Genomic DNA, 24093 nt, shown 5'->3' on the forward strand with positions numbered 1-24093 from the left:
ATGATCGCAGATACCTTTATACGAAGACCAGTTACAGCTATTGTTATATCATTAGTAATAGTTATAGTTGGTATAATATCTATTACCAGCCTGGCAATTGGCCAGTATCCTGAAATTACGCCACCAACAGTAAATATAACCGGCAATTATACAGGGGCCGATGCATTAACGGTTGAGCAAACGGTTGCCACGCCTATTGAGATCCAGGTGAATGGAACGCCCGGCATGACTTATTTGCAAAGTAACAGTACCAGCAATGGAGCTCTAAGCATGACCGCTAATTTTGAGGTAGGTACAGATATTAATATTGCCGCGCTTGACGTTCAGAATCGGGTGGGTATTGCCACACCAACTCTACCGCAAGAAGTGCAGCGTTTGGGTTTAACTGTACGTAAGCGTAACCCCAGTATTTTAATGCTGGTAGCAATATATTCGCCAAAGGGTACTCATAACGTAACATTTACAGATAATTATACTAATATATTTGTACGCGATGCGCTTTTGCGTTCTAAGGGTGTGGGCGACGTATTTACCCGTGCTGACGATTTTAGTATGCGTATCTGGCTTAAGCCCGATAAACTGGCTGCTTTAGGCATGACGGCTGCTGATGTTACCGCTGCTCTGCAAGAACAAAATGCACAGGTGGCAGCCGGTACCGTGGGTTCAACTCCGCAAGAGAAAGGTCAGCCATTTGAGTATACTGTTCTTGTACAAGGCAGGCTATCCAAACCATCTGAATTTGAAAATATAGTTGTACGTACACAGCCCAATAGTGGTGCTGTAGTGCATTTAAAAGATGTTGCCCGTGTTGAGTTGGGTAAATTTAACTATGCAGGTAACTCTTATGTTGATAATAAACGCGCATCATACCTTTTAGTTTATCAGGCACCAAATAGTAACGCGCTGGAAACCGCCGACAATGTATACGCCACCATGAACGAGCTTAAAAAAGCTTTCCCGGCGGATATAGATTATGTGGTTCCGTTCGAGTCTGTAACGGTGGTTAAAGTATCGGTACATGAGGTTATTATAACGCTATTAATTGCCTTGTTACTGGTAATTATAGTAGTATACCTGTTTTTACAAAGCTGGCGCACAACGCTAATACCTGTATTGGCTATTCCTGTTTCTATTATTGGAACTTTTATATTCTTTATACCGTTACATTTTACCATTAATACATTAACCCTGTTTGGTTTCGTATTAGCTATTGGTATTGTGGTGGATGATGCCATTGTGGTGGTTGAGGCTGTGCAGCATTATATGGACGAAAAAAGCATGTCGCCAAAAGAGGCTACCGTACATGCCATGCAGGATATATCTGCGCCTGTTATTGCCATTGCGCTCATTCTGGCTGCAGTATTCGTTCCGGTTGGTTTTATACCGGGTATAGTAGGGCGGCTTTACCAGCAGTTTGCTATAACTATTGCTATATCTGTATTAATATCTGCATTTGTAGCGCTTTCATTAACACCGGCACTATGTACGTTAATATTAAAACCACATAAGCTTGATAATAAATCAAGGGGTATTGATAAATTCTTCTTTAAATTTAATAGCTGGTTTGAGCGTGTTACCGGCAAATATCGTAACGGTGTTCACCGGGGTATTAAAAACTCGAAATTTGTTATTGTAATACTGGTATGTATTGTAATAGGCACCATCCTGTTATTTAAAGGTAAGCCAAGCGGATTTATACCTACCGAGGATGAAGGGCGTATTTATATCACTTATGATCTGCCCGAAGCCTCATCAACAGAAAGAACTGTAGCTGTTTTACACCAAATGATGAGCGTTCTTGATAGCATACCTGAAGTGGGTCATTATGCCGCATTAGGCGGATTGAATGTGGTGAGTTTTGCAACCAAGTCAAACAGCGCCACCATATTTATGCAGCTTAAACCCTGGGATGAACGTAAAAAAACATCGCAGGAACTGGTAGGGGTGTTAACGGCCAAATTGGCAAGGTTTAAAGAAGCCAACGTGGTGGTAATTCCGCCGCCGGCTATACCCGGCTTGGGTAGTACGGCAGGTTTCTCTTTTATATTAGAAGAAAAGCAAGCCGGGGGCGACATTAAAAACTTTGAAAATGTATTAAAGAACTTTATTGCCGAAGTTAATAAGCGCCCCGAAATTGGTAAAGCATTTTCTTTCTTTACAGCGCGTACACCGGCTTATCAATTGGTTATAGACAGGGAAAAGGCAAAAAGATTAGGCGTGCAGTTATCTGATATTAACTCCGCATTGCAAACTTATATGGGTAGTGCATATATAAACGACCTTACACTATATGGCCGTACATTTCGTGTGGTGGCCCAGGCTGATACAAACTATCGTACCAATATTCAAAATATAGGGCAGTATTTTGTTCGTAACCAGGCAGGTACAATGGTGCCATTAAGCACTTTAACATCTTATAAGATTATTGAGAATGCACCGTTAATATCACATTATAACTTATTTAGGGCAGCAGAAATTGATGGTAATCCTAAAGCCGGCTATAGCAGCGGAGACGCTTTAAACGCGTTGGAAGAAGTCGCGGCTAAAACCTTGCCGCAAGGTTATGGTTATGAGTTTTCCGGCTTAAGCCGTGAAGAAAAATTATCCGGATCAAAAACCGTTTATATTTTTGCTCTGTCTATAGGGTTTGTATTCCTGTTCCTGGCTGCCTTATATGAAAGCTGGTCTGTACCATTCTCGGTATTGTTAGCAGTGCCGCTTGGGGCGTTTGGGGCGATACTATTCTTAACTTTTAATACGAGTTTAGATAATAATGTATATGCGCAAATAGGTTTAATAACACTCATAGGCCTGGCTGCAAAAAATGCTATTCTGATAGTTGAGTTTGCCAAAGAACGTGTAGACAGGGGTGTGGAATTAGAGAAAGCCACACTTGAAGCTGTACGGCTGCGCTTACGCCCGATCATTATGACGTCAATGGCGTTTATATTGGGTGTGCTGCCACTTGTTTTTGCATCGGGCGCAGGCGCGGTAGCACGTAAAACAATAGGGTGGACCGTATTTGGCGGTATGCTTGCAGCAACGTCATTGGCTATTTTTATAGTGCCTGTATTATTTTTCCTGATAACCCGTTTTGCTTATGGTAAAAAGAAACTGGCAGAACTGGAGGCAAATTACAAGCCGGATCCCGAACATGACCCTCAGATATAAATAAACAAGAAAGCCTTTAGCAAAAACTAAAGGCTTTCTTGTTTATTTGTCAAAATTATAGTTGTTTATGGTTAAGCATTAATAGTGGTACAGTTATTTTATTAAAAAAGGCAGTTTATAACATACATATTGCATGCTAAAAGAGCCAACATTAATTAGTTTAATAAAAAATCAAACAGAAATTAATTTATTATAACATTTAAAAATGTTAGTTATTCTTAGTTGATTATCAGTTGTTAAGCTATTAACAATTGTTAATAACAGGTAATGTAACTACAGGTGAAGAACATGTTAAATAATTAAAGATTTGGCATACTGGCAAAGTATTTGTTTAGGTGCTAATAATATTATTTACATCTATTTACTAAAAGAACACAACAATGAAAAAGTTAACAAAATTAGCGGTCGCAGCCTTAACCGGCGTAGCGCTATTAATCGGAAGCAATGCAAAAGCACAAATAATTACCCCAAATAAGCTTCGTTTGGGCATTGGTGTAGAAGGGGGTTTGGTAACCGGTAATGCCCATAATTATTCAAATAGCGAATTAGGTGGTACAGCAAGATTGCAATATGGCTTGTCAAATAACCTGGCCATCACACTTACCTCTGGTTACTATAATTTTTTTGGAAAACAACAACCTAATAGTACTGTAAACTATCAATCTTTAGGTATGATTCCAATAAAAGGCGGTATTAAAGCATTTTTTACTCCCAACCTTTATTTTGGTGCCGAAGTGGGTGCTGGTATTGAAACCAAAACATTTTTACCTCAAGGCGTAAATCAAGATTTTGTTGCCAAGGATACCAAACTGATCGTATCGCCTGCACTTGGATATGCCAGCAAACATTGGGATGTTGGCGTACGTTATGAAAACTTTTCAGGACAAAGCAATAACTACGGTTTAGTTGGTTTACGCTTAGCTTATGGATTGGGATTGTAATAAATTACAAAGCATTTTATCAACAGAAAGACCCCATTTGTATATACAAATGGGGTCTTTCTGTTGATAATGGATTACATATTGCTATTTCAATTTGCTCAGAGCTTCTTTAATACGTGCCATAGCTTCAATTAACGTGTCTTCGGAAGCAGCGTATGACATACGGATAGATTTTTTATCGCCAAATGAATCACCGCCTACGGTTGATACATGTGCCTCTTCCAGCAAGTAAATACTTAATTCATCCGCATCATTAATAGTTTTGCCATTATAGCTTTTGCCAAAATAGTAAGTCACATCCGGAAAGAAATAAAACGCGCCATCCGGAAGGTTTACTTTTACGCCGTCAAGTTCTGTCATTAATTTATAAACAATATCACGGCGTTTTTTAAATGCTTTGAGCATTTCAGCCACGCTTTCTGACTCGGTTTCGTAAGCAGCAATACCCGCGCGTTGCGAGATAGACGACGCGCCCGATGTTATTTGTCCCTGTAATTTGTCACAGGCTATTGCTATTTCTTTATTCGAGGCCGAGTAGCCTAAGCGCCAACCGGTCATTGCAAAGCCTTTTGACCATCCGTTTATTACAATTACACGATCTTTTACACTGTCAAACTGTGCTATTGATTCGTTCTTTCCAACAAAATTTATATACTCATATATTTCGTCAGACATTATGTAAACGTTTGGATGTTTTTCAAACACTTTAACTAACGCTTCTAATTCGCTCTTGCTATAAACGCTTCCTGTTGGGTTACAGGGAGATGAAAACATAAATAATTTTGTTTTGGGCGTAATGGCAGCTTCTAACTGTTCGGGAGTGATCTTAAAATCGGTATCTACAGTTGTTTCAATAAAAATACTTTTGCCCTCGGCCAATTTTACAAGTTCTGAATATGAAACCCAGTAAGGTGTAGGTATGATAACTTCTTCGCCCGGGTTTACCAAACACAATAAAACATTAGCTATTGATTGCTTGGCGCCTGTTGAAATAACTATCTGGCTAAAATCATAATCCAATCCATTCTCTTTTTTCAATTTAGCAGCAACAGCTTTTCTTAGTTCCGGATAACCTGAAACAGGGGTGTAATAAGTATAATTATCATCCATCGCTTTTTTAGCGGCTTCTTTTACATACTTAGGAGTATTAAAATCCGGTTCACCAAAGCTAAGGTTGATCACATCAACACCTTTAGCGGCAAGTTCGCGGCCCAATTTGGCCATTTTCATAGTAGCTGATTCTGACAGGTTATTGATCCTGTTACTTAATGCACTCATAGTTGTTTTTTATCGTTAATGTGGCAAATATAGAAATTCTATACTAAGTGGGCATTCTAAAATTGAAGTCTTTTAGAGAAAAGTATAATATTACTTTATGCTTTTTGCTTTCACCTTTCTGTTTTAATTAGTATAAATTTGGCGCATAATAAAGCTGCTTTGAAAGAACAAAAAAAGATCATCCTTATTTCTCTTATTACAGGCATTATATTAATGCTGGCGAAGTTTGTTGCCTACATCTTAACTAACTCTAATTTTGTTTTAACAGATGCTGCCGAAAGTATTGTTAATGTAATTGCCAGTTCATTTGCTTTTTTTAGTATATATCTGGCATCGCAACCCAGAGACGAGAATCATCCTTATGGGCATGGAAAGGTTGAATATTTTTCAGTTTTTATAGAAGGTTCATTAATACTTGTTGCTGGCACAGGCATAATCATTAAATCTGTTTATGGCATATTTTATCCAAATGCTATACATGATCTGTTAATTGGTGCTGTAATTATTGGTATAACCGGGGTTATCAATGGCGCATTAGGTTATTATATGATTAATAAAGGCAAAACGCTGCCATCAATAACCATTGAAGCTGATGGCAGGCACCTGATAACCGATATGGTTACCAGCAGTGGTTTAGTAGTTGGTTTATTATTAATACATTTTACTAAAATATTAGCGCTTGATAGTATATTATCTATACTGGTAGGCTCATACATTATATTTACAGGTTATAAACTGGTTCGCAGATCTGTTGGCGGGTTAATGGATGAGGCCGATTTTGATGTTGTTACCCGGGTAGTGCAAATTTTAAATGATAAACGGCGTGAAGAATGGATAGATGTTCATAATTTCCGGGCTCAAAAATATGGTAATGAATTGCATATTGATTGCCATTTAACGCTGCCTTATTATTTCGACCTTAACCGGGTACATGAAGAGGTGTCATTGGTTGATAAAATGATAAACAATGAGGTTACCGAAACAGAGCTTTTTATCCATGCCGATCCATGCCTGCCAAATTGCTGCCATTATTGTAGCATGCCAAATTGCCCTGTAAGATTTGAACCTAAAACCGAGGATATAATATGGACCCTTGACAGGGTTATCCGTAATAAAAAGCATTTCGAATAATGTATCAGTTTAACGTACGTGTTTATGGCCTGTTAATTAATGATGACAGGGAAATACTGATAAGCGACGAACAGGAATATGGCATGCAATTTACCAAGTTTCCGGGTGGTGGCTTAGAGTATGGGGAAGGATTGACGGACGGACTAAAGCGTGAATTTGTTGAGGAATGTGATGCAGATGTTGAAGTGCTTAGTCATTTTTATACAACTGATTTTTTTGTAAAATCAGCATTTAACGATTCGCAAATAATAAGCGTGTATTACCTGGTTAAAAATACTTCGCCTTTAAATTTATCTATAAAAATAATCCCGTTTGATTTTGAAGGAGACGGGCCAGTATTACAAGCCTTCCGTTGGATCAAATTAGTTGATTTAAAAGCAGAAGATTTTACTTTCCCCATAGATCAATATGTTGCACAACTTTTAATTGATAGTATATGACTTTAGTTGAGCGCGACCTGAAAGTAATATGGCACCCTTACACCCAAATGAAAACCGCGTTGCCACCCATACCTATAGTAAGAGGAGAGGGCGCCTGTTTATATGATGAGGATGGTAAAAAGTATATTGACGCGGTATCATCCTGGTGGGTTAATATTCATGGACATTCACATCCTTATATCGCCCAAAAAGTTGCAGAGCAGTTAACTAAGTTAGAGCATGTAATATTTGCAGGCTTTACGCACCCTACAGCTGTCGAACTGGCTGAGCGGCTGCTGGAAATATTACCTGCTAACCAGCAAAAAGCATTTTACTCTGATAATGGTTCGACTGCTGTGGAGGTTGCTATAAAAATGTGCCTGCAATACTGGAACAATACCGGTAATAAACGAACAAAAATGCTGGCGTTTAAAAACGCCTATCATGGCGATACATTTGGTGCAATGGCCGTAAGCGGCCGCAGCGCTTTTACTGCTGCTTTTGATTCGTTGTTGTTCGAAGTTGAATTTATCGATCTGCCCAATATTAACAACATACAAAGTCTCAAATCTCAAATCTCAAATCTCAAATCTGAATTAGCTTGTTTTATATTCGAGCCATTGGTACAGGGATCTGGCGGGATGCTGATGTATGAAGCCCAATATTTAAATGAACTGATGGCACATTGCCATAAAGAAGGTGTGCTATTAATTGCTGATGAAGTATTTACCGGTTTCGGCCGTACGGGTAAAGCTTTTGCCTGCGACCATGTTATGGAGCAGCCAGATATTATGTGCTTCTCAAAAGGCTTAACAGGCGGTACTATGGCTTTAGGCTTAACTACCTGTACACAGCAAATATTCGATGCTTTTTTATCTGATGATCGCTTAAAGACCTTATTTCACGGGCACTCATTTACTGCTAACCCGGTGGCATGTTCGGCAGCGCTGGCAAGTTTAGATCTGTTTTTAGCTGAAGATACTAATAAGAATATACAAAGAATAATGGAACTTCATGCTCAGTTTGCTTTGAACATTAAATATCATCCAAAAATAAAAGAGGTAAGGCAAACCGGTACCATTATAGCAATGGAATGGGAAACGGGGGGTAATACATCCTATTTTAGTTCGTTACGCGATAAGCTGTATCAATATTTCCTGAATGCCGGAATTATTTTGCGCCCGCTTGGTAATATTATTTACATTTTACCCCCGTATTGCATTACCACCGAAGACTTGAGCTACATTTACAGCAAAATTGAGCAAGCACTTGAAGAGATATAGCGACGATTATTCACCCCGCGCACTTTGTGCGTGACCCCTCTTTTTGCCTTTGGCGGAAAGAGAGTTGGAAGTTTTTTAAATAACCCTCTTTCCGGCTTGCCGAAGAGAGGGTGGTCAAGCGAAGCGATGACCGGGTGAGTAGACGCGTTAAGGATTGCAGCGGATACCAGCCTGTGGCTAAGGCCTTGTGCAGTATGAGCGGAAAGCCTGACCCGGAGGGAAACGTTAATATAATATCCCTGCAGAGGGTGTGAATTTTTGAATAATAATTTAACTATGAATCTGAACAACATACTACCCGCTATAATAGCTGATAATGAATTGCATGCACGCTGGTTAAATACCTTGTCATTAATGGAAAATACTGGCGCGCGAAAAATATCAGCCAGCGAAGACCCGGTTACTGTTACCTATATTATATTAAAGCATGCTGCTGAAGAGCACCGTCATGCGTTCTACCTAAAAAAACAAATTGAAAAAACAGGAACAGATTATTGCCCCACTTATGCTGATGAATATTTAGTAGCATCAGCATATAGCAAGTACTATTTAAATATGCTGGATGTGGAAGTATGCCGCTACCTTAAAAAAAACCTGCACCTGGCAGGTAAGGAACTGCGTTTTGCTGCCTATTTGCTGGTTACCTATGCCATTGAAGTACGCGCCGATGAGCTTTACCCTATATACCAAGACGCGCTTGATAATGCCGGCAGTAAAATAAATGTAAAGTCGATTATTTTAGAGGAGGAAGGGCACCTGGAAGAAATGGTAAATCAGCTCCAAAAATTCTCTCCGCAATGGCAACTACATGCTGATAAAGCCGTGGAAATGGAAACGCGCCTGTTTAATGATTGGGTTGTTGCGTTGAGTAAGGAAGTTAATTAGAATAGATTTAGACTTACAAAGTTTTTTAAAACTTTGTAAATGTTCCAAGTGTATTCACCTATCCCAGGAGCACTTTGATGCTAATAAGCCAGATACTCTGTAAATATCTGTTGCATAAATGCCTTGCCGTGTAGCAGGGCATTGTCGGTTGCTGCTTTACTGGCATTCTTGTTTTTAGTGTATATCATCCTTTGGCCCGAGCTATCATAAGATACCGCTTGCTCTGGCAGCATAAAACCAAAGCCATTGTCCCAATCAAAAAAAGAAAATGCCGGGGCATACGGATTCAATAAATTTTTAGACCATTTAAATTTTTGCTGTGACAAATTAAGCTGGGCCAGCAAGGTTGCTGCAATATCTGTCTGGTTACCCAATTTGGTGATGGTAGTACCGCGATATTCGGGTTTTATAGCATCGCCAAAAAACAATAAAGGAATATGATATTTAGCCGGATCAAATGCCGCAGATGTTTTTTTAGGTAGACGGTGCCCATGATCGGCCACTAAAATAAACAGCGTATTTTTATACCAGGCGTGCTTTTTGGCATCTTCAAAATAAGCGTTCAGGCATGAATCTGTAAACCAGGTTGTACTTCTAAACTGGTCTGCTATGTCTTTGCCTTTAAAATGCGGTGGCACCGGTAATACAAATGGCTCATGGTTAGTTAACGTTTGTATGAGCGAAAAGAACGGCTTGTTTTGCTTGCTTAGATATTCCACATGTTTGGCAAAAAGAATATTATCATGCGCCCCCCAGGTGGAGCCAACCTCGCTTTTAGGTATTATGTGTTCATCGGTTATATGATCTGTTTTATGATCGGCCATATAATTATCAAAATCCATGTACTCACTTGTTCCACCATAAAAATAAGAGGTAGTATAGCCGTTATCTTTAAACTCGGTTAATAATGATGGTAATTTTTTCTGCTTATTTGTATCAACAACAATTGTACGTATAGCTTGCGATGGGAACCCACTTAAAATAGCAATTATACCTTTATCGGTACGGTCGCCGGCAGAATAAATGTTATTGAACAGGATACCATTTTTAATAAACTTTTCAAAATTAGGCGCATCACCCTTTTCACCGCCTAATGATTGTATAACATCAGCCGTAAAACTTTCTAATTGGATGATAACTACATTAGGTTTATCGGTATTTAATACATGTATGGTAGTATCTTTTTTAACTTTGAAAGTTTCATCCACTATATTTTTTGCCTGTGCTGTAGGTAAAAAACAATAGGGATTATATGGGTGGCGCAGATTTTCAAATACGTTATTGGCCAGGTTCCATTCGGTATTTTGTGCTGCTATATCTAATATTTGATTATCAGAAAAGTAGCCCGCGCTTTGGTCTATCGGGTCAGGAGATAAGGTGCCCCGAAGTATTATAAGGTTAATTCCAATCAACAAAACCGAATAGATTATTTTGTTCTGTTTGGTCTCGGCAGGCTTTTTAAAAGAATAATCAATAATAAAATTTGATAATATAATACCGATGATCAATAAAGTCAATCCAATGATTAAATGCAATGCAACAGGCGAGGAGGCCGTTGATGACATAGATTCTGCCGGAGAGTTATAAAGTGTATCAAATGCCCTGAAACTAACTTTTGATCCCCATTCTGTAAACAGGCCCAAATCAACAATACAGATCAGGCTTATGCAAAACAAACAGAACCAGGTGTAAGCCTTTAACCAGATAGTTTTAAAAAGTTTTTTGCTTGTAAACCAGTTAATTATAAATACCAATAAGGGGATCAGTGCAATATAAGCCGTTGCAGATGCATCCATCCGGATGCCGTATAAAAAGGTCTTTACTATATCGCCCACGGTAACGCCATGGAACTTATAGCTGAAGTATATTTCAAATGTGGCTCTTGTTATTGCAAAGAACAACAACCAAAAAATAAAAAATCTTATAAAACTAAAAAGGCTTCTTAACATCGGAGGGCAAAAGTAAATTATTTTACCATAAGGTTAAGAAGCCTTTAAAAAAATGTTATGCGGTTGACTTATCGGCCACCCATTGCTTTAAGATCGTCAAGTGATATTTTTTCAAAACCTGCAATTCCAAATGTCCCTACAGGAGGTTTGGTATCACTTATTGATTTTAAGGTAACATCAACAGACTGCCCTTGTTGTGTAGTGGTAAATTGTACAGGGAACCCGCCTGCATCTGCAAAAGCTTTTGTTAAACTATTTACCGGCGCAGTTATATCTTTAGTTACCCATGCAGTAGAAGTGCTACCGCTTTTAGAATCTTTTACGGTAACTTTTTTACAGTTAAAACCGTTTATCTGTTTTGTTTCGGTGCCTGCAGTAAAGGTGAACTTTGGTGCAGCAGCTGCAAACTGATCTATTTCATCGGGAGTTAAAACCGCGGCCTTTTTTATTGACGCTACCGGAACGTCAATTAAAAAGGCAAAGTAAGTACCCTTACTGTTGCTAAGCAATTTTATAGTTGCTGGGCCTTGCACGGTTACGGCTGCGCTTGAATCAGCAGTAAAATATATTTTAGATTCTCCATCACCCGCAGCTGTTGTTAAACCATAAATAGCGATACCTTGTGTATAAATTTTTTGCGCGCTGGCGCTAAATGCAATAGCTGTAAATGCCAGGCCTAATGCAATTTTAGAAAAGTTAATATTCATGTTAGTGGGTTTATAAGCACAATTTACTTGTTTATCGTTTATCAAGCAAACTTTCGCTTTATATATTTTTTTAATTAGATGATATAATTAACGAATTGTTACGCTTTATTGTTTGATATTTTATCTGCAATAATTTGGCTTGCGTTTCTAAATCATTAACCAGTTTATTGGTATTGCTGCCATCTATAACCAACATGGCGTAATCATAGTTTTTATTAAGCTCATTTACAGTTGTATGCGGGTTATCGGTTATATATAGATAGTCTACCTTTAATTTATGAACCAGTTGCTTACTTTGCAAATCCTTATTAAATAGTAATACTTTTTTATTTTTGAATTGAATAAGGTTATTGTTTTTTATTAAAAAAGCGGTATTAATATTTTGCTTCAAATTATATAAGGCGGTATCGGCTATTTTACAGCTATCAAGGTAGGGTTGTATAGTGTATTGGTAATTCTTATCATCAGCTTTAATATCTGATAATATAACGGCTTTATCGCCTGCTTTAAATACCAGCCCCTGGTGTTTCTTTAGATTTAAAAACGTGATACTGTCTGACCGTAAAGCATTAATGCGCTTTGTGCTAATACTTACTCCTAATAAAAGCACAAGCAATAAGCTTACTCTTAACAGCCATGTCTTTCTGTCAAACAAAAAATAAAAAAGGCAAATAATAATTATATAGGCCAGTATATATTCGGCCGTAGTTAACCATATTTTACCAATACTTGCAAATGGCGAGTATTCTATTAATGCCAATACCTTATTCATTATCAAAATTGATTTTTCCAGCACATAACCCAACCCAGCAGATACAAAAGGCAATTGAGGTATCAATAAATAAATAAAACCGGTGTACATAATGATCAATATGGGTACCGTTATAAATAAGTTGCTAATCAAAAAATAAACCGGGAACTGGTGGAAATAAAACGCGCTTAACGGAAAGGTTATCACCTGCGCGGCTATTGATACGGAGCATAGTGCCCATAATTTATCGGCCCATTTGTTTTTAAATGTAATTAATTTATAAACCAGCGGTTGGAATATGATGAGCCCTGCAACGGCCAGGTAGGAGAGCTGGAAGCCAACATCCGTAATAAAAAACGGATCATATAATAATAAGAAGAATGCAGATATGGCCAGTATGTTTAATGTATTAATATACCGGCTATAAGTATTGCCAATAATAATTAATGATATCATTACCGCAGCCCTGCACACAGCTGGCGAAAAACCGGTAAGTAATGAATAATACCAGATAAGTGATATAATAATTAAAGCTTTAAATACTTTCCCATATCTATATCGCCCTAAAAAACCGAATGCCAGATTAAGCAATAAATAAATAATAGCCACATGCCCACCCGAAACCGAGAGTATATGTATAGTGCCGGTTTTTGAATAAGCTTGCAATATATCATTACTCAAATCGGCTTTGTAACCTAATATTAGGGTTGACGCAACGGCAATGGCCGAAGTATCGTGCATGTTTTGCTTGAATTTCTCAACCAGTCTTTGCCGCAGTCGTAAAGAATAAGCTACAATTGAATTGCCTGCATTCCTGTTCAAGACAATAAATTGTTTAGGATAAAGAAAAGCCTGATGGTAAATATTTTGGTTAGCTAAGTACCGCTTGTAATTAAACTCTGCCGGATTATAGGGTGGGTCAACTACATTATATCGGGACAGTATCAATAATTCATCACCATAATAAAGCTTGTTTGCCAAAGTGTCTTTTATGGCGATAAGCAGTGTACCGGTTGTATTGATTATTTTGCCATTATTAATTTGTTGCTCAACAATTGAAGTAAACCGCACCAATCCGTTTTTTATAGTAGGTTCGTTGTTGATTTTTACGATAAGGTATTGAGCAGGTGTTTTGGAGAAATGTTGTTCATTGTTTAATTCATTGTAGCGGATAACGCTAACCCATCCGGTTAAAAATAAAATAAGGGTCATTATCGATCCACCAATCCATCTTACTTTATACAACCCAAAGCGGGCATAATTAATGTTGAGTACGATAAAGATTAAGCTTAAAAACAGGAGGGCTATAGTTAGCCGGTTGAAGTAATGTAATGAAGATATAAAGGTCAACCCTGCAGTAATCCCTAATAAAAAAGGAATAATTAGAATTACAAATGGTATTTCGCCTTTATGATTTGCTATCACCGACTGAACACGATTTTTAGGATTTATAAAATTAGATTGTTATTATGATTATGATCGACTAATTTAATCAATATAATCCTTTAATCTTAAAAATCGTGTTCAGACTAAAGTTGATCTCTTACTTCTAATAAAAACTTCTTTAAATTTTCAAGCGAATTGATAACCTTTTGGCTGTCCTTAGTACTGGCCATGTTGCTTTTTAAATGTTCTTTGGCACCAGGTATCGTGTAGCCTTTGTCTCTTATCAGGTTTAAGATGATCTTTAGGTTCTCAACATCCTCTGGAGTAAACAGTCGGTTGCCTTTCTTATTCTTTTTGGGTTGCAGAACGTCAAACTCTTTTTCATAAAAACGTACCAATGATGCATTCACATCAAACATAGCCGTTACTTCGCCCATGGTGTAATACATTTTATTGATCTCGTGTTCCTTGTAAGGCATGTACAAATGTAGGTGTTAATTTCGGATTTCGGATTTTCGATTTCGGATTTAATCAAACCAATGCTCTACACATAAATACACATTTTTTCTCATAATTAATTACACAAAATTTCACACCTTTGCTTCATGACCGCTAACGAAATACGACAGGCTTTTCTTGATTTTTTTGCTTCTAAAGGGCATACCATAGTACCCTCTGCACCTATTGTTGTTAAAAACGACCCTACACTGATGTTCACCAATGCGGGGATGAACCAGTTTAAGGATATATTTTTAGGTGAAGCGCCTGCAAAATCGCCACGCATTGCAGATACGCAGCGTTGTCTGCGGGTATCAGGTAAGCATAACGACCTGGAAGAGGTGGGTATTGATACCTATCACCATACCATGTTCGAGATGCTGGGTAACTGGAGCTTTGGCGATTATTTTAAAAAGGAAGCCATTGAGTGGAGTTGGGAACTGCTTACCGACGTACTAAAGATAGATAAAAACCGATTATACGTAACTGTTTTTGAAGGCGACGAAAAAGATGGTTTACCCAAGGACCAGGAAGCTTATGATTTTTGGAAACAATATGTACCCGAAGATCATATCCTGTTAGGAAACAAAAAAGACAACTTTTGGGAAATGGGCGAAACCGGCCCATGCGGCCCATGTTCTGAGATACATTATGATAACAGGCCGGAAGGTGAAAGGTTAAAGGTAAAAGGCTCTGACTTGGTTAATGCTGATGACCCTCAGGTTATAGAGATTTGGAACAACGTATTTATGCAATTTAACCGCCTTAAAGACGGCTCATTACAGGAGTTACCTGCCCAGCATGTGGATACCGGTATGGGTTTTGAGCGTTTGGTGCGTGTGATTCAAGGTAAATCATCCAACTATGATACTGATGTGTTTACACCTACCATTGAATTTATAGCTCAAAAATCAGGAAAGACATATAATGCCGCTGCCGTACCGGGCGATGCCGATTGGAACACAGCTGTTGCTATGCGTGTATTGGCCGACCACATCCGTGCAGTAAGCTTTACTATTGCTGATGGACAGTTACCATCAAATAATAAGGCCGGGTATGTTATCCGCAGGATATTACGCAGGGCGGTTAGATATCAATACCAATATTTGGATTTTAAGGAACCGTTTTTAAATAAGCTAGTGCCTTTATTGGCAGAGCAGTTTAAAGGGGTGTTTAGTGAGTTATATAGTCAGAAGGATTTTGTGCAGAAAGTGATTCTTGAAGAGGAGGTCTCTTTCCTGAGGACATTAGGAAATGGATTAACCCGGATTAATCAACTTCTCGAAAACACCTCAAAAATATTAAAATTAGAACTTGGAACAAATACTTTAAGTTGGCTAAGAAAAACAGAAGATAACAAATATGAAATTGGTGGAGATATAATTTTTGAATTGCAGGACACATATGGTTTTCCTTTAGATTTAACAGAATTAATTTTAAAAGAAAAAGGATTTACAGTTGATTTGAAAGGTTATGAAAAAGCTCTTTTAGAACAAAAAAATCGCTCCCGCGCTGCATCGATAGTTGATACCGGCGATTGGGTTACTTTAAGAGACGATGAAACCATATTCACCGGCTATGACGAAACCGAAACTATAGCCCATGTAACCAAATACCGTAAAGTAACTGCCAAAGGCAAGGAGCAATACCAACTGGTATTAGATAAAACACCTTTCTATGCAGAGAGCGGCGGCCAGGTAGGTGATACCGGCGAACTGGTTTTCCCGGATGGCGAGGTGGTTAATGTTACTGATACCAAAAAAGAAAACGGACTTATTGTGCATTATGTAGATAAACTGCCGGATGATATTGATGATGCTTTAACAGCTATTGTCGACGATGAGCGCCGTAATAATATAATGAACAACCATAGCGCTACACACTTGCTGCATGCCGCTATGAAACAGGTTTTAGGATCGCACGTTAATCAAAAAGGGTCATTGGTTAACAGTGATTATCTACGGTTCGACTTCTCGCATTTTGCAAAGGTTACCGATGAGGAATTGTCTTTAATTGAAGCTATTGTAAATGAAAAGGTTCGCGAAAATATCGCCCTGCAGGAAGAACGCGATGTGCCTTATGATGTAGCCATCAGCAGTGGTGTTACCGCCTTGTTTGGCGAAAAGTACGGCGACTTTGTGCGGGTTATTACCTTCGATGAGAAATTTAGTAAAGAGCTTTGCGGCGGTACGCATGTAAAAGCTACCGGGGCCATTGGTTACTTTAAAATTATATCAGAAAGCGCCGTTGCAGCAGGTGTGCGCCGTATCGAAGCTATAACCGGCGTAGGTGCAGAGAGTTTTATTAATGAGCAAAGTAAGTTGGTGGGGCAGGTTAAAGAGCTGCTTAAAAACCCCAGGGATATTGCCAAAAGCATTGAAACCCTACTGGAAGAGAACGCACTGTTAAAGAAAGTGATAGAAAAGACCATATTCGAGAAATCATCCGGCTTAAAGGATGAGTTGGCTAAAAAGGCCGAATTTATAAACGGCGTAAACTTCATTGCTCAAAAAGTGGAGTTGCCTAATGCCGATGCGATAAAAAATCTGGCTTATAACTTAAAGGATATCGTTCCAAATCTTTACCTGGTATTAACTGCCATTATTGATGAAAAACCAAATATCACCGTAATGATAGCCGAAAACGTGGTGAAAGAAAAAGGCTTAAATGCCGGCAACATTATACGCGAACTGGCTAAAGAGATACAAGGCGGTGGTGGCGGTCAGCCGTTTTTTGCTACGGCTGGCGGTAAAGATGTAAGTGGTTTGGATGCGGTGTTGGTTAAGGCCAAAACGTTTATTGCGTAAAGAATCTTGATTGTTGTTTAACGCAGAAAATAATAGGTGCTTGTTACACGCGAGTGTGAAACAAAATGTAACAAGTGAAACAAGATTTTGGCTTAACAAATTGAAATACAGTAATTTGCGAAAAAGTGATGAAACAAAATGTAACAACTTATTCGTCAGTATTTTTAGGCGTAATCTTGAGTTTGTTAATTGATAATCAAACAATTACAAATTGCTAATTTTAGAAGTGGTGAAACAAACTATTTGACAAGATGAAACAAAAATCACTGACAATATAGCGCCACCATTTGCTGTATGATTTTAATTAGATGCGATATTAATAAAAGCGAAAAGCTTTGTGCGTAATAAAGATTTGACAACTTTTAAAAAGTTGTCAAATCTAAATAGTTTATATATTTGACGTTGATTAATGCAAATATATTAATCAAATTATTTATGACACTTCTATCGGAAGAAATCAGTGAAAAATATGAGTTAGTTGTTGGATTAGAGGTTCACGCGCAATTATCTACTTTAAGTAAATCTTTCTCATCAGATTCTGCAGCTTTTGGCGCCGAACCTAACCATAATGTCAGCGCCATTTCATTAGGTCATCCCGGTACATTACCGCGGATAAATAAGCGTATGGTAGAATATGCCGTTAAAATGGGCCTGGCATGTAATTGCAGCATCAACCTAAAAAACAGCTTTGCCCGCAAAAATTATTTCTATGCAGATCTGCCCAAAGGGTACCAGATAACCCAGGATCAGATGCCTGTTTGTTTGGGTGGTTCTGTTATGGTAAGATTAGCTAACGGCACTACAAAAGATTTAGCGCTGCACCATATCCATATGGAAGAAGATGCAGGCAAAAGCATGCATGATAATCATCACGAGGATTCTTTGATCGATCTGAACAGGGCAGGAGTGCCATTGATCGAGATCGTATCAGAACCTGATATGCGCAGCAGCGAAGAAGCAGGTCAGTTTTTAACAGAAATACGTAAACTGCTTCGTTACCTTGATATTTGCGATGGTAATATGGAAGAGGGAAGCATGCGTTGCGATGCCAACATATCTGTAAGGCTTAAAGGAGCAACCGAATATGGTAACCGCTGCGAGGTGAAGAACTTAAACTCTATACGTAACGTTCAACGCGCTATTGAGCATGAATTTTCCCGCCAGGTAAACGTTATTGAAAACGGCGGACACATTGACCAAAATACATTAAATTTTAACGCTGATACAGGCGAAACCTCTGTACTGCGGTCAAAAGAAATGGCGAACGATTACCGCTATTTCCCCGAACCGGACCTGGTGCCTTTGGTATTGGATACGGCTTATGTGGATAGTATACAAAGATCATTACCTGCTATGCCTAATCAGCTTTATAAAAAATATATGGACCTGGGTTTATCAGAATATGATGCCTCTGTAATTACTGCCGATAAGGAAGTGGCCCTATATTTTGAAGAACTGATAAAACATACAGCAAACTATAAAGCCGCGGCCCACTTAATGATGGGTGCCGTTAAATCATATTTAAACGAAACCGGTTTACATATAACCAACCTGCCTGTTGAACCCGCAACCCTTGCCGGAATAATTAAACTGGTTGATGCCGGTTCTGTCAATAATTCTGTAGCTTCACATAAGTTATTTCCTGCTATGTTAAAATCTCCGGGCAAAAGCGCGGATATGCTTGCGGGAGAACTTAACTTGTTAATTACCACTGATAGCAATGATGTGAGTCAATATATACAGGACGCGTTGGCTAAGTTCCCGGATAAAGTGATAGAGTACCAAAAGGGTAAAAAAGGCGTTTTGGGTTTGTTTATGGGCGAGATCATGAAAAGCTCTAAAGGAAAGATAGATCCGCAGGCAACAAACCGGTTATTAATTAAAGAGTTAGAATCAAAATGAAAACACGTTCAGTAGTTTATAGCCTTATTGGCTTAGTCCTTTTAATTGCTTCATGCAAAGATGAGTCGGCATTCAAAATATCCGGCACCGTTAAAAACCCGGGAAGCGTTAAAAAGGTGTACCTGCTTGAAGCTGATAGTGTACAGGTAAGTGTTATTGATTCGGCCAATTTAAGCGAAAGCGGTAAGTTTGAATTTAAACACCCGGCACCATATACCAACTTATATAAATTAAGAGTAAGCAATAATATTTTTGACCTGATAGCAAAAAACGGTGATGTTATAGATTTTACAACCGATTTGAATGATAAGACACATACTTATGTGATTAGCGGGTCTGAAAATTCTGAAAAAATACAGCAATTTAATAAACTAAGTAATTTTTATGGTGATAAGAACAGCAAGGTAGTTGAAGAATACCAGGCTAAAGCAGGGCAGGGTAAACAATCAGATTCATTAATGGCAATTTATATGCCGCGGTTCCTGAAGAACTTGTCAGACTATGGCAATGCTATTTTAAAATTTGTTGATACTAACAAAACATCATTAGCAAGTTTTTATGCCATGTCATCATTAGAGCCGATGAAGTATGAGCAGCAATTAGTTGCTTATGCTGATACGTTAAAAGATAAAGGTACTTTTAGTGATAACCCCGGTGTACAGCGTTTTATACGCCAGATGATGGAAATTAAGCCGGTATCAATAGGGCATAAAGCGCCTGAATTTATAACGCTTGGCATAGATGATAAGCCGGTTAAATTAACAGACTATAAAGGCAAATACGTAATGCTTGATTTTTGGGCATCATGGTGCGCCCCTTGCCGTGCAGAGAATCCTAATGTGGTTAAAGCTTACGCTGCATTTAAAGATAAAGGATTCAATATATTAGGCATATCACTTGATGTGGGTAAGAAAGAATGGCAGCAAGCCATCACTGCGGATAAATTAACCTGGAACCACGCGTCGGACCTAAAACGTTTTGACGGGCCCACCGAAGTGTTGTATCATATACAAGCTATACCTGCAAACTTCATTATTAATCCGGAGGGAATTATCGTTGCAAAAAACTTAACAGGTGCCGCGCTTGAAGATTTTTTAAACAAAACATTTAAAAAGCCTCAATAGAATGTTAAGATAAAGCACCACTTAACAATTTGTTAATATTAAATTTACTATAAGCTTCTTTTAAGTACATACTTTTATAACAAAAAAAGAATCGTTCATGAACAACTCTACAAAACAGAAGATACTTATAGTTGATGATGAGCCGGATATTTTGGAGCTTATTGAGTATAATTTAAAAAAAGAAGGCTACCAGGTGTTTTTAGCACGTAATGGGCAGGAAGCAGTTACTGAAGCTAAGAGATCATTACCTGATCTTATTGTACTTGATATAATGATGCCTAAAATGGATGGCATTGAAGCATGTCGTATTATGCGTACTATGCCCGAGTTTAAAAATACCTTTATGGTGTTTTTAACAGCAAGGAGTGAAGAGTATTCAGAAATTGCCGGCTTTAACGTTGGCGCCGATGATTATATTGCAAAACCAATTAAACCGCGCGCATTAGTTAGCCGCATCAACGCCATATTACGCAGAAATGCTCCTGCCGAAGATATGACCGATAACAAACTGGAAATTGGCGACTTGGTTATAGACCGTGAGGCTTACCTGGTTTTCAAAAAAGGCGAAAAGGTTGTATTAGCTAAAAAAGAGTTTGAACTGTTATACTTGCTGGCATCAAAACCCGGCAAAGTTTATACCCGCGAGATCATCCTGAAAAATATTTGGGAAGATTCTGTAGTAGTTACTAACCGCACTATTGATGTACATATACGCAAGCTCCGTGAAAAACTGGGTGATGATATAGTTGCCACTGTAAAAGGGGTAGGCTACAAATTTGAAGCATAAAACAAAAAGGCGGTGATTTCACCGCCTTTTTGTTTTATGTAGGCTAAAATTTACAATACAGGTTTTCTTTTAGTTTTATTTGCCGGTGATGTTGTTTTTGCACCAACTGTTTTTTTAGCGTGTGCACCTTCAGTTTTTGCTTTGTCTGTTACAGCTTTAGCTTTAGTATCAGCTTTTGCTTTTACATCATCGGCAGTCTTTTTTGCCTTAGCGGTAATATCCTTTGCTTTGGCATCGGCTTTTGTTTTAACATCAGCAGCTTTTGCTTTTACCTCTTTTGCTGCAGTTTTTGCTTTGACAGTAGTATTTGCTGCTGTTTTTTTAACATCCGTTTTACCAGTGGTTGCTTTTTTCGCTGCTGGTCTTTTAGCAGGCGTGGCTTTATTTGTCAGATCATTGAACTTATCTTCGGCTACATCTTTTATATCTTCGGCTTTGTCTTTGGTACCATCCCAAAGCTCTTCAATTGTTTCTTTAACCTTCTCAAAAAATCCCTTTTCGTCAGGTTTGGTTGCGTTATTACTCATGATGTTTTAATAGTTAGATTATTGTAATATGTGTTTCAAATACAATAACCAGACCAGTTTAAGTTTGTTTGTAAATGGATAATATTTTTCAATCAATGCTCCCGCGCGTCATTATAATCAATACAATTAAATTGTCAGAAACAAACTCATCTTACGGATATTTGCCTGCGTTAATCAGAACAGACCCTACGAAAAAAATTATTGTAAATTAGTTGCTTAGATCATAGAAATCGCAATGACGAGGTGGTAATTCTTATTCTCCCGGATGATAACTCTTCTCCGCATGTTTTAAAACATCGTCTTTATAAAACAGCACATCTTTAAATTTGCCGTTTATGTACCCATCGGCCTGGTCTGTAAAGTGTTTTGATTTGGGGTCGAACGATTGCCCGCCGGTAATAATAGATCTTGCTTTTATTTTAGTGCCAAAATCTATAACAGCAATAAAGCTGTTACCCGAATAGCCATAACGCTTTTTAGTATTCATAGTACGGCTAACAAACGATGGCAGTTCGCCAAAGGCAGATGATACCTGCCCTACAGGAATACTGGGTGCATTATCATCAAATACACCGTTTGCAGGCCGTTGATAGCGGTTAATGTCTCCCCATTGTGTTTTCCAGTCGCCATAACGGGTTTGCAGGCTTTTAACGCTTTCTGATAATGATGCTAATAATTGCTTATCGCTCATCTCTTTTAAAGCGGTATTTAAACGCTCCGTTTGGTAGGTGCCCGCTTCGGATGATGCGGCTCTTGGTAAACCCAGCATAATACGGTTGCCCCATTCTATAGCCAGAGAAGTAGCTACAGATTGCGCAGCCGATCGTTTATCCCATTGCTTTAAAATTTGTACCGGCTCTTTTAAAGCATTCTGTGTACTGTCATTAGCTTTGGTATACGCGTTAAATAAAGCTGGTAACAATACATCAAAAGCGGTTAAGTAATGGTCATAACCTTTGGCAATAAGCCCGTCCATTGTGACGTTCTTCGCATCACTAAATAGTTTTATCGCATTAACCGCGCGAAAATTTTGACCATCCGGCGCCATATAGGCTGGGTATTTGGTTTTATCCGGACTGCTTTTGCCTGACGAGGTAAAAGGGGTGGAGTTGCAATTCTCTATCCACCCGGTAGCAGGATTATAAACATGTACTATCTCATTTAGCGGATGCAATCCCTGCCATTCTGTAGCAGTAATTGAGCCGTCGACAGGTTGTGTCCAATCCAGTTTCGCATCCCGTTTAGGCATAAAGTTGCCATACCAAAAAGCGATGTTTCCCTGGTCGTCCGCATATACGGTATTGTTGGTGGCATTATGCAGCAGGTCCATCGCTTTTTTATACTCGGTAAAGGTATTTGCCTTTGTGATGAGCCACGACTCTAACAATGCTTTGTACGAGCGGTTATCAGCCTTTAACGCCAGCCATTTACCATTACGGCTGCCTAATACCGGGCCATGATGGGTGTAATAGCTGGTTATAGTTCGTTGGGTTATTTTGTCGCCTTCTTTAACGTTAATAGTAAGCTGTCGCTCGGTCACCGGTTTTTGCGCACCATTATATTCGTAATACCATTTGCCATCTTTTTTGGTTACCTTTTCAGCATAAAGATCGCCAACGTCGGCATTACTTGAGGTATGCATCCAGCCGCAATGCGGGTTAAAGCCCTGGTAAACAAAAAACTGCCCCCAGGTAACGGCACCATAAACATTCAAGCCTTCTTTACTTACCAACTGCACCTCGTCTCTAAAGTAAAAAGGTACATGCGGATTAATATAGAGTATAGCATGTCCCGAAGCTGTTTTTGATGGTGACAATGCAAACCCGTTCGAACCCATTTCCCGTTCATCTAAAATTTGTTGCGGTGCTAATGCAGGTTGTTTAATTGCGCCCGTCATTGGCCCGGCGCCCGAATAAAAACTTTCTGTTTCGCGTAAGTTAAGCCCGCCTGTTACGGTGGCCGATACGCTGCCATCGGTAAACATCAACGCATACCAGGGTTCAAAATGTTTAAATACTTTGGGTTTTACTTCGGGATGTTTATACAGGTAATAGTTAATACCATCAGCAAAGGCATTCATTAATTTTTTAAACCAAAGCGGGCTGGTTTTATAATCTTTTATGGCATCAGCAGTATCAGCAATCATTTGCAGTTGCACATCGGTGTAGAGGGTACTTGCGCCATCAACTTCTGCCTGCCTGCCTAACTGGTACAGATAATTACGTTCTATGCCCTGAAAGTTCTCCTCGCATTGCGCGTACATTAATCCAAACACGGTAGCTGCGTCGGTTTGCCCGTATATATGTGGTACGCCCCAATTATCTTTTATTATGGTAACTGTTTTAGCTTCTTGTTTATAACGGCTCAGTTCGGTCGCGGTAAATTTTTGAGCCATTAGCATGGCAGGCAATATCAATAATAAAAAGGCAGGCAATAATTTTCTCATGATAAATATAGCAAAGCCGAAAATTAGTTATTTTTAGGCGAAATAAGAAGCTGTTACCGGCTAAAACTTACGCAAACCAACCACTCACTTAATCAACTCCA

17 protein-coding genes are annotated in these 24093 nt (G+C 38.7%); 10 read left to right on the forward strand and 7 right to left on the reverse strand.

All coding sequences use genetic code 11. The annotated features are described in order from the left end of the window. Both JWR23_RS15910 and JWR23_RS15915 read left to right on the forward strand, forming a co-directional pair. The gene (locus JWR23_RS15910; RefSeq protein ID WP_299517257.1) at window positions 1-3171 is read left to right on the forward strand and encodes an efflux RND transporter permease subunit; all 3171 of its coding nucleotides are present in this window, start codon (window positions 1-3) and stop codon (window positions 3169-3171) included. 380 nt (window positions 3172-3551) lie between these two features. Next, window positions 3552-4112 (forward strand): hypothetical protein, encoded by a 561-nt coding sequence (locus JWR23_RS15915; RefSeq protein WP_299517259.1) that lies wholly within the window; start codon window positions 3552-3554, stop codon window positions 4110-4112. An 84-nt stretch (window positions 4113-4196) separates the two neighbouring features. On the opposite strand, the gene JWR23_RS15920 is transcribed toward JWR23_RS15915, so the two are convergent. Continuing rightward, window positions 4197-5390: a pyridoxal phosphate-dependent aminotransferase gene (locus JWR23_RS15920; RefSeq protein ID WP_299517261.1), complete on the reverse strand. Its 1194-nt coding sequence runs from the start codon at window positions 5388-5390 to the stop codon at window positions 4197-4199. 159 nt (window positions 5391-5549) lie between these two features. Here JWR23_RS15920 and JWR23_RS15925 point away from each other — a divergent pair, with 159 nt between their 5' ends. The 4 genes from JWR23_RS15925 to JWR23_RS15940 all read left to right on the forward strand — a co-directional run bounded on the left by JWR23_RS15925 (window position 5550) and on the right by JWR23_RS15940 (window position 9108). Next, window positions 5550-6521: a cation diffusion facilitator family transporter gene (locus JWR23_RS15925; RefSeq protein WP_299517263.1), complete on the forward strand. Its 972-nt coding sequence runs from the start codon at window positions 5550-5552 to the stop codon at window positions 6519-6521. Then, window positions 6521-6961, forward strand: coding sequence for an NUDIX domain-containing protein (locus JWR23_RS15930; protein ID WP_299517265.1), 441 nt, complete (start codon window positions 6521-6523; stop codon window positions 6959-6961). Before JWR23_RS15925 ends, JWR23_RS15930 begins: the two co-directional genes overlap by 1 nt. Continuing rightward, window positions 6958-8223: an adenosylmethionine--8-amino-7-oxononanoate transaminase gene (gene bioA / locus JWR23_RS15935; protein WP_299517267.1), complete on the forward strand. Its 1266-nt coding sequence runs from the start codon at window positions 6958-6960 to the stop codon at window positions 8221-8223. Before JWR23_RS15930 ends, bioA begins: the two co-directional genes overlap by 4 nt. A gap of 276 nt (window positions 8224-8499) precedes the next feature. Beyond that, a complete protein-coding gene (locus tag JWR23_RS15940; RefSeq protein ID WP_299517269.1) occupies window positions 8500-9108 on the forward strand; it encodes a hypothetical protein in 609 nt (202 codons plus the stop codon). Window positions 9109-9188: 80 nt separating this feature from the next. Here the strand turns inward: JWR23_RS15940 and JWR23_RS15945 are convergent, their stop codons facing one another. From JWR23_RS15945 to JWR23_RS15960, 4 genes are all read right to left on the reverse strand, one after another. Further along, window positions 9189-11009 (reverse strand): LTA synthase family protein, encoded by a 1821-nt coding sequence (locus JWR23_RS15945; protein ID WP_299517271.1) that lies wholly within the window; start codon window positions 11007-11009, stop codon window positions 9189-9191. A 116-nt stretch (window positions 11010-11125) separates the two neighbouring features. Continuing rightward, window positions 11126-11764: a DUF4412 domain-containing protein gene (locus JWR23_RS15950; RefSeq protein ID WP_299517273.1), complete on the reverse strand. Its 639-nt coding sequence runs from the start codon at window positions 11762-11764 to the stop codon at window positions 11126-11128. A 70-nt stretch (window positions 11765-11834) separates the two neighbouring features. Next, window positions 11835-13940, reverse strand: coding sequence for a ComEC/Rec2 family competence protein (locus JWR23_RS15955; RefSeq protein ID WP_299517274.1), 2106 nt, complete (start codon window positions 13938-13940; stop codon window positions 11835-11837). A 104-nt stretch (window positions 13941-14044) separates the two neighbouring features. Further along, window positions 14045-14380, reverse strand: coding sequence for a MerR family transcriptional regulator (locus JWR23_RS15960; protein WP_299517276.1), 336 nt, complete (start codon window positions 14378-14380; stop codon window positions 14045-14047). Between the two features lie 126 nt (window positions 14381-14506). On the opposite strand from JWR23_RS15960, the gene alaS reads away from it, so the two are divergent. The 4 genes from alaS to JWR23_RS15980 all read left to right on the forward strand — a co-directional run bounded on the left by alaS (window position 14507) and on the right by JWR23_RS15980 (window position 21019). Continuing rightward, entirely contained in the window at window positions 14507-17206 is a 2700-nt protein-coding gene (alaS, locus tag JWR23_RS15965) for an alanine--tRNA ligase (protein WP_299517278.1), read from the forward strand. Between the two features lie 435 nt (window positions 17207-17641). Beyond that, window positions 17642-19108 carry an Asp-tRNA(Asn)/Glu-tRNA(Gln) amidotransferase subunit GatB gene (gene gatB, locus JWR23_RS15970; RefSeq protein WP_299517280.1) on the forward strand — a complete coding sequence of 489 codons (1467 nt, stop codon included), beginning with the start codon at window positions 17642-17644 and terminating at the stop codon, window positions 19106-19108. Beyond that, window positions 19105-20232 carry a TlpA disulfide reductase family protein gene (locus JWR23_RS15975; RefSeq protein WP_299517282.1) on the forward strand — a complete coding sequence of 376 codons (1128 nt, stop codon included), beginning with the start codon at window positions 19105-19107 and terminating at the stop codon, window positions 20230-20232. The genes gatB and JWR23_RS15975 overlap by 4 nt, the downstream gene beginning before the upstream one ends. Window positions 20233-20329: 97 nt before the next feature. After that, entirely contained in the window at window positions 20330-21019 is a 690-nt protein-coding gene (locus tag JWR23_RS15980) for a response regulator transcription factor (protein ID WP_299500838.1), read from the forward strand. Between the two features lie 50 nt (window positions 21020-21069). On the opposite strand, the gene JWR23_RS15985 is transcribed toward JWR23_RS15980, so the two are convergent. Then, complete coding sequence (locus JWR23_RS15985; RefSeq protein WP_299517284.1) at window positions 21070-21546, reverse strand: hypothetical protein; 477 nt, start codon at window positions 21544-21546, stop codon at window positions 21070-21072. Between the two features lie 253 nt (window positions 21547-21799). Continuing rightward, window positions 21800-23992, reverse strand: a complete 2193-nt coding sequence (locus JWR23_RS15990; protein WP_299517286.1) for a penicillin acylase family protein — start codon at window positions 23990-23992, stop codon at window positions 21800-21802. Between the last annotated feature and the right edge of the window lie 101 nt (window positions 23993-24093).

This window comes from Mucilaginibacter sp. (assembly GCF_028288205.1).
In the GTDB taxonomy this organism is placed as follows: Bacteria; Bacteroidota; Bacteroidia; order Sphingobacteriales; family Sphingobacteriaceae; genus Mucilaginibacter.

Coding starts and splice junctions, on each gene's coding strand:
- JWR23_RS15910 (WP_299517257.1), top strand. CDS start 1: ATGATCGCAGATACCTTTATACGAAGACCAGTTACAGCTATTGTTATA.
- JWR23_RS15915 (WP_299517259.1), top strand. CDS start 3,552: ATGAAAAAGTTAACAAAATTAGCGGTCGCAGCCTTAACCGGCGTAGCG.
- JWR23_RS15920 (WP_299517261.1), bottom strand. CDS start 5,390: ATGAGTGCATTAAGTAACAGGATCAATAACCTGTCAGAATCAGCTACT.
- JWR23_RS15930 (WP_299517265.1), top strand. CDS start 6,521: ATGTATCAGTTTAACGTACGTGTTTATGGCCTGTTAATTAATGATGAC.
- bioA (WP_299517267.1), top strand. CDS start 6,958: ATGACTTTAGTTGAGCGCGACCTGAAAGTAATATGGCACCCTTACACC.
- JWR23_RS15940 (WP_299517269.1), top strand. CDS start 8,500: ATGAATCTGAACAACATACTACCCGCTATAATAGCTGATAATGAATTG.
- JWR23_RS15950 (WP_299517273.1), bottom strand. CDS start 11,764: ATGAATATTAACTTTTCTAAAATTGCATTAGGCCTGGCATTTACAGCT.
- JWR23_RS15960 (WP_299517276.1), bottom strand. CDS start 14,380: ATGCCTTACAAGGAACACGAGATCAATAAAATGTATTACACCATGGGC.
- alaS (WP_299517278.1), top strand. CDS start 14,507: ATGACCGCTAACGAAATACGACAGGCTTTTCTTGATTTTTTTGCTTCT.
- gatB (WP_299517280.1), top strand. CDS start 17,642: ATGACACTTCTATCGGAAGAAATCAGTGAAAAATATGAGTTAGTTGTT.
- JWR23_RS15975 (WP_299517282.1), top strand. CDS start 19,105: ATGAAAACACGTTCAGTAGTTTATAGCCTTATTGGCTTAGTCCTTTTA.
- JWR23_RS15980 (WP_299500838.1), top strand. CDS start 20,330: ATGAACAACTCTACAAAACAGAAGATACTTATAGTTGATGATGAGCCG.
- JWR23_RS15985 (WP_299517284.1), bottom strand. CDS start 21,546: ATGAGTAATAACGCAACCAAACCTGACGAAAAGGGATTTTTTGAGAAG.
- JWR23_RS15990 (WP_299517286.1), bottom strand. CDS start 23,992: ATGAGAAAATTATTGCCTGCCTTTTTATTATTGATATTGCCTGCCATG.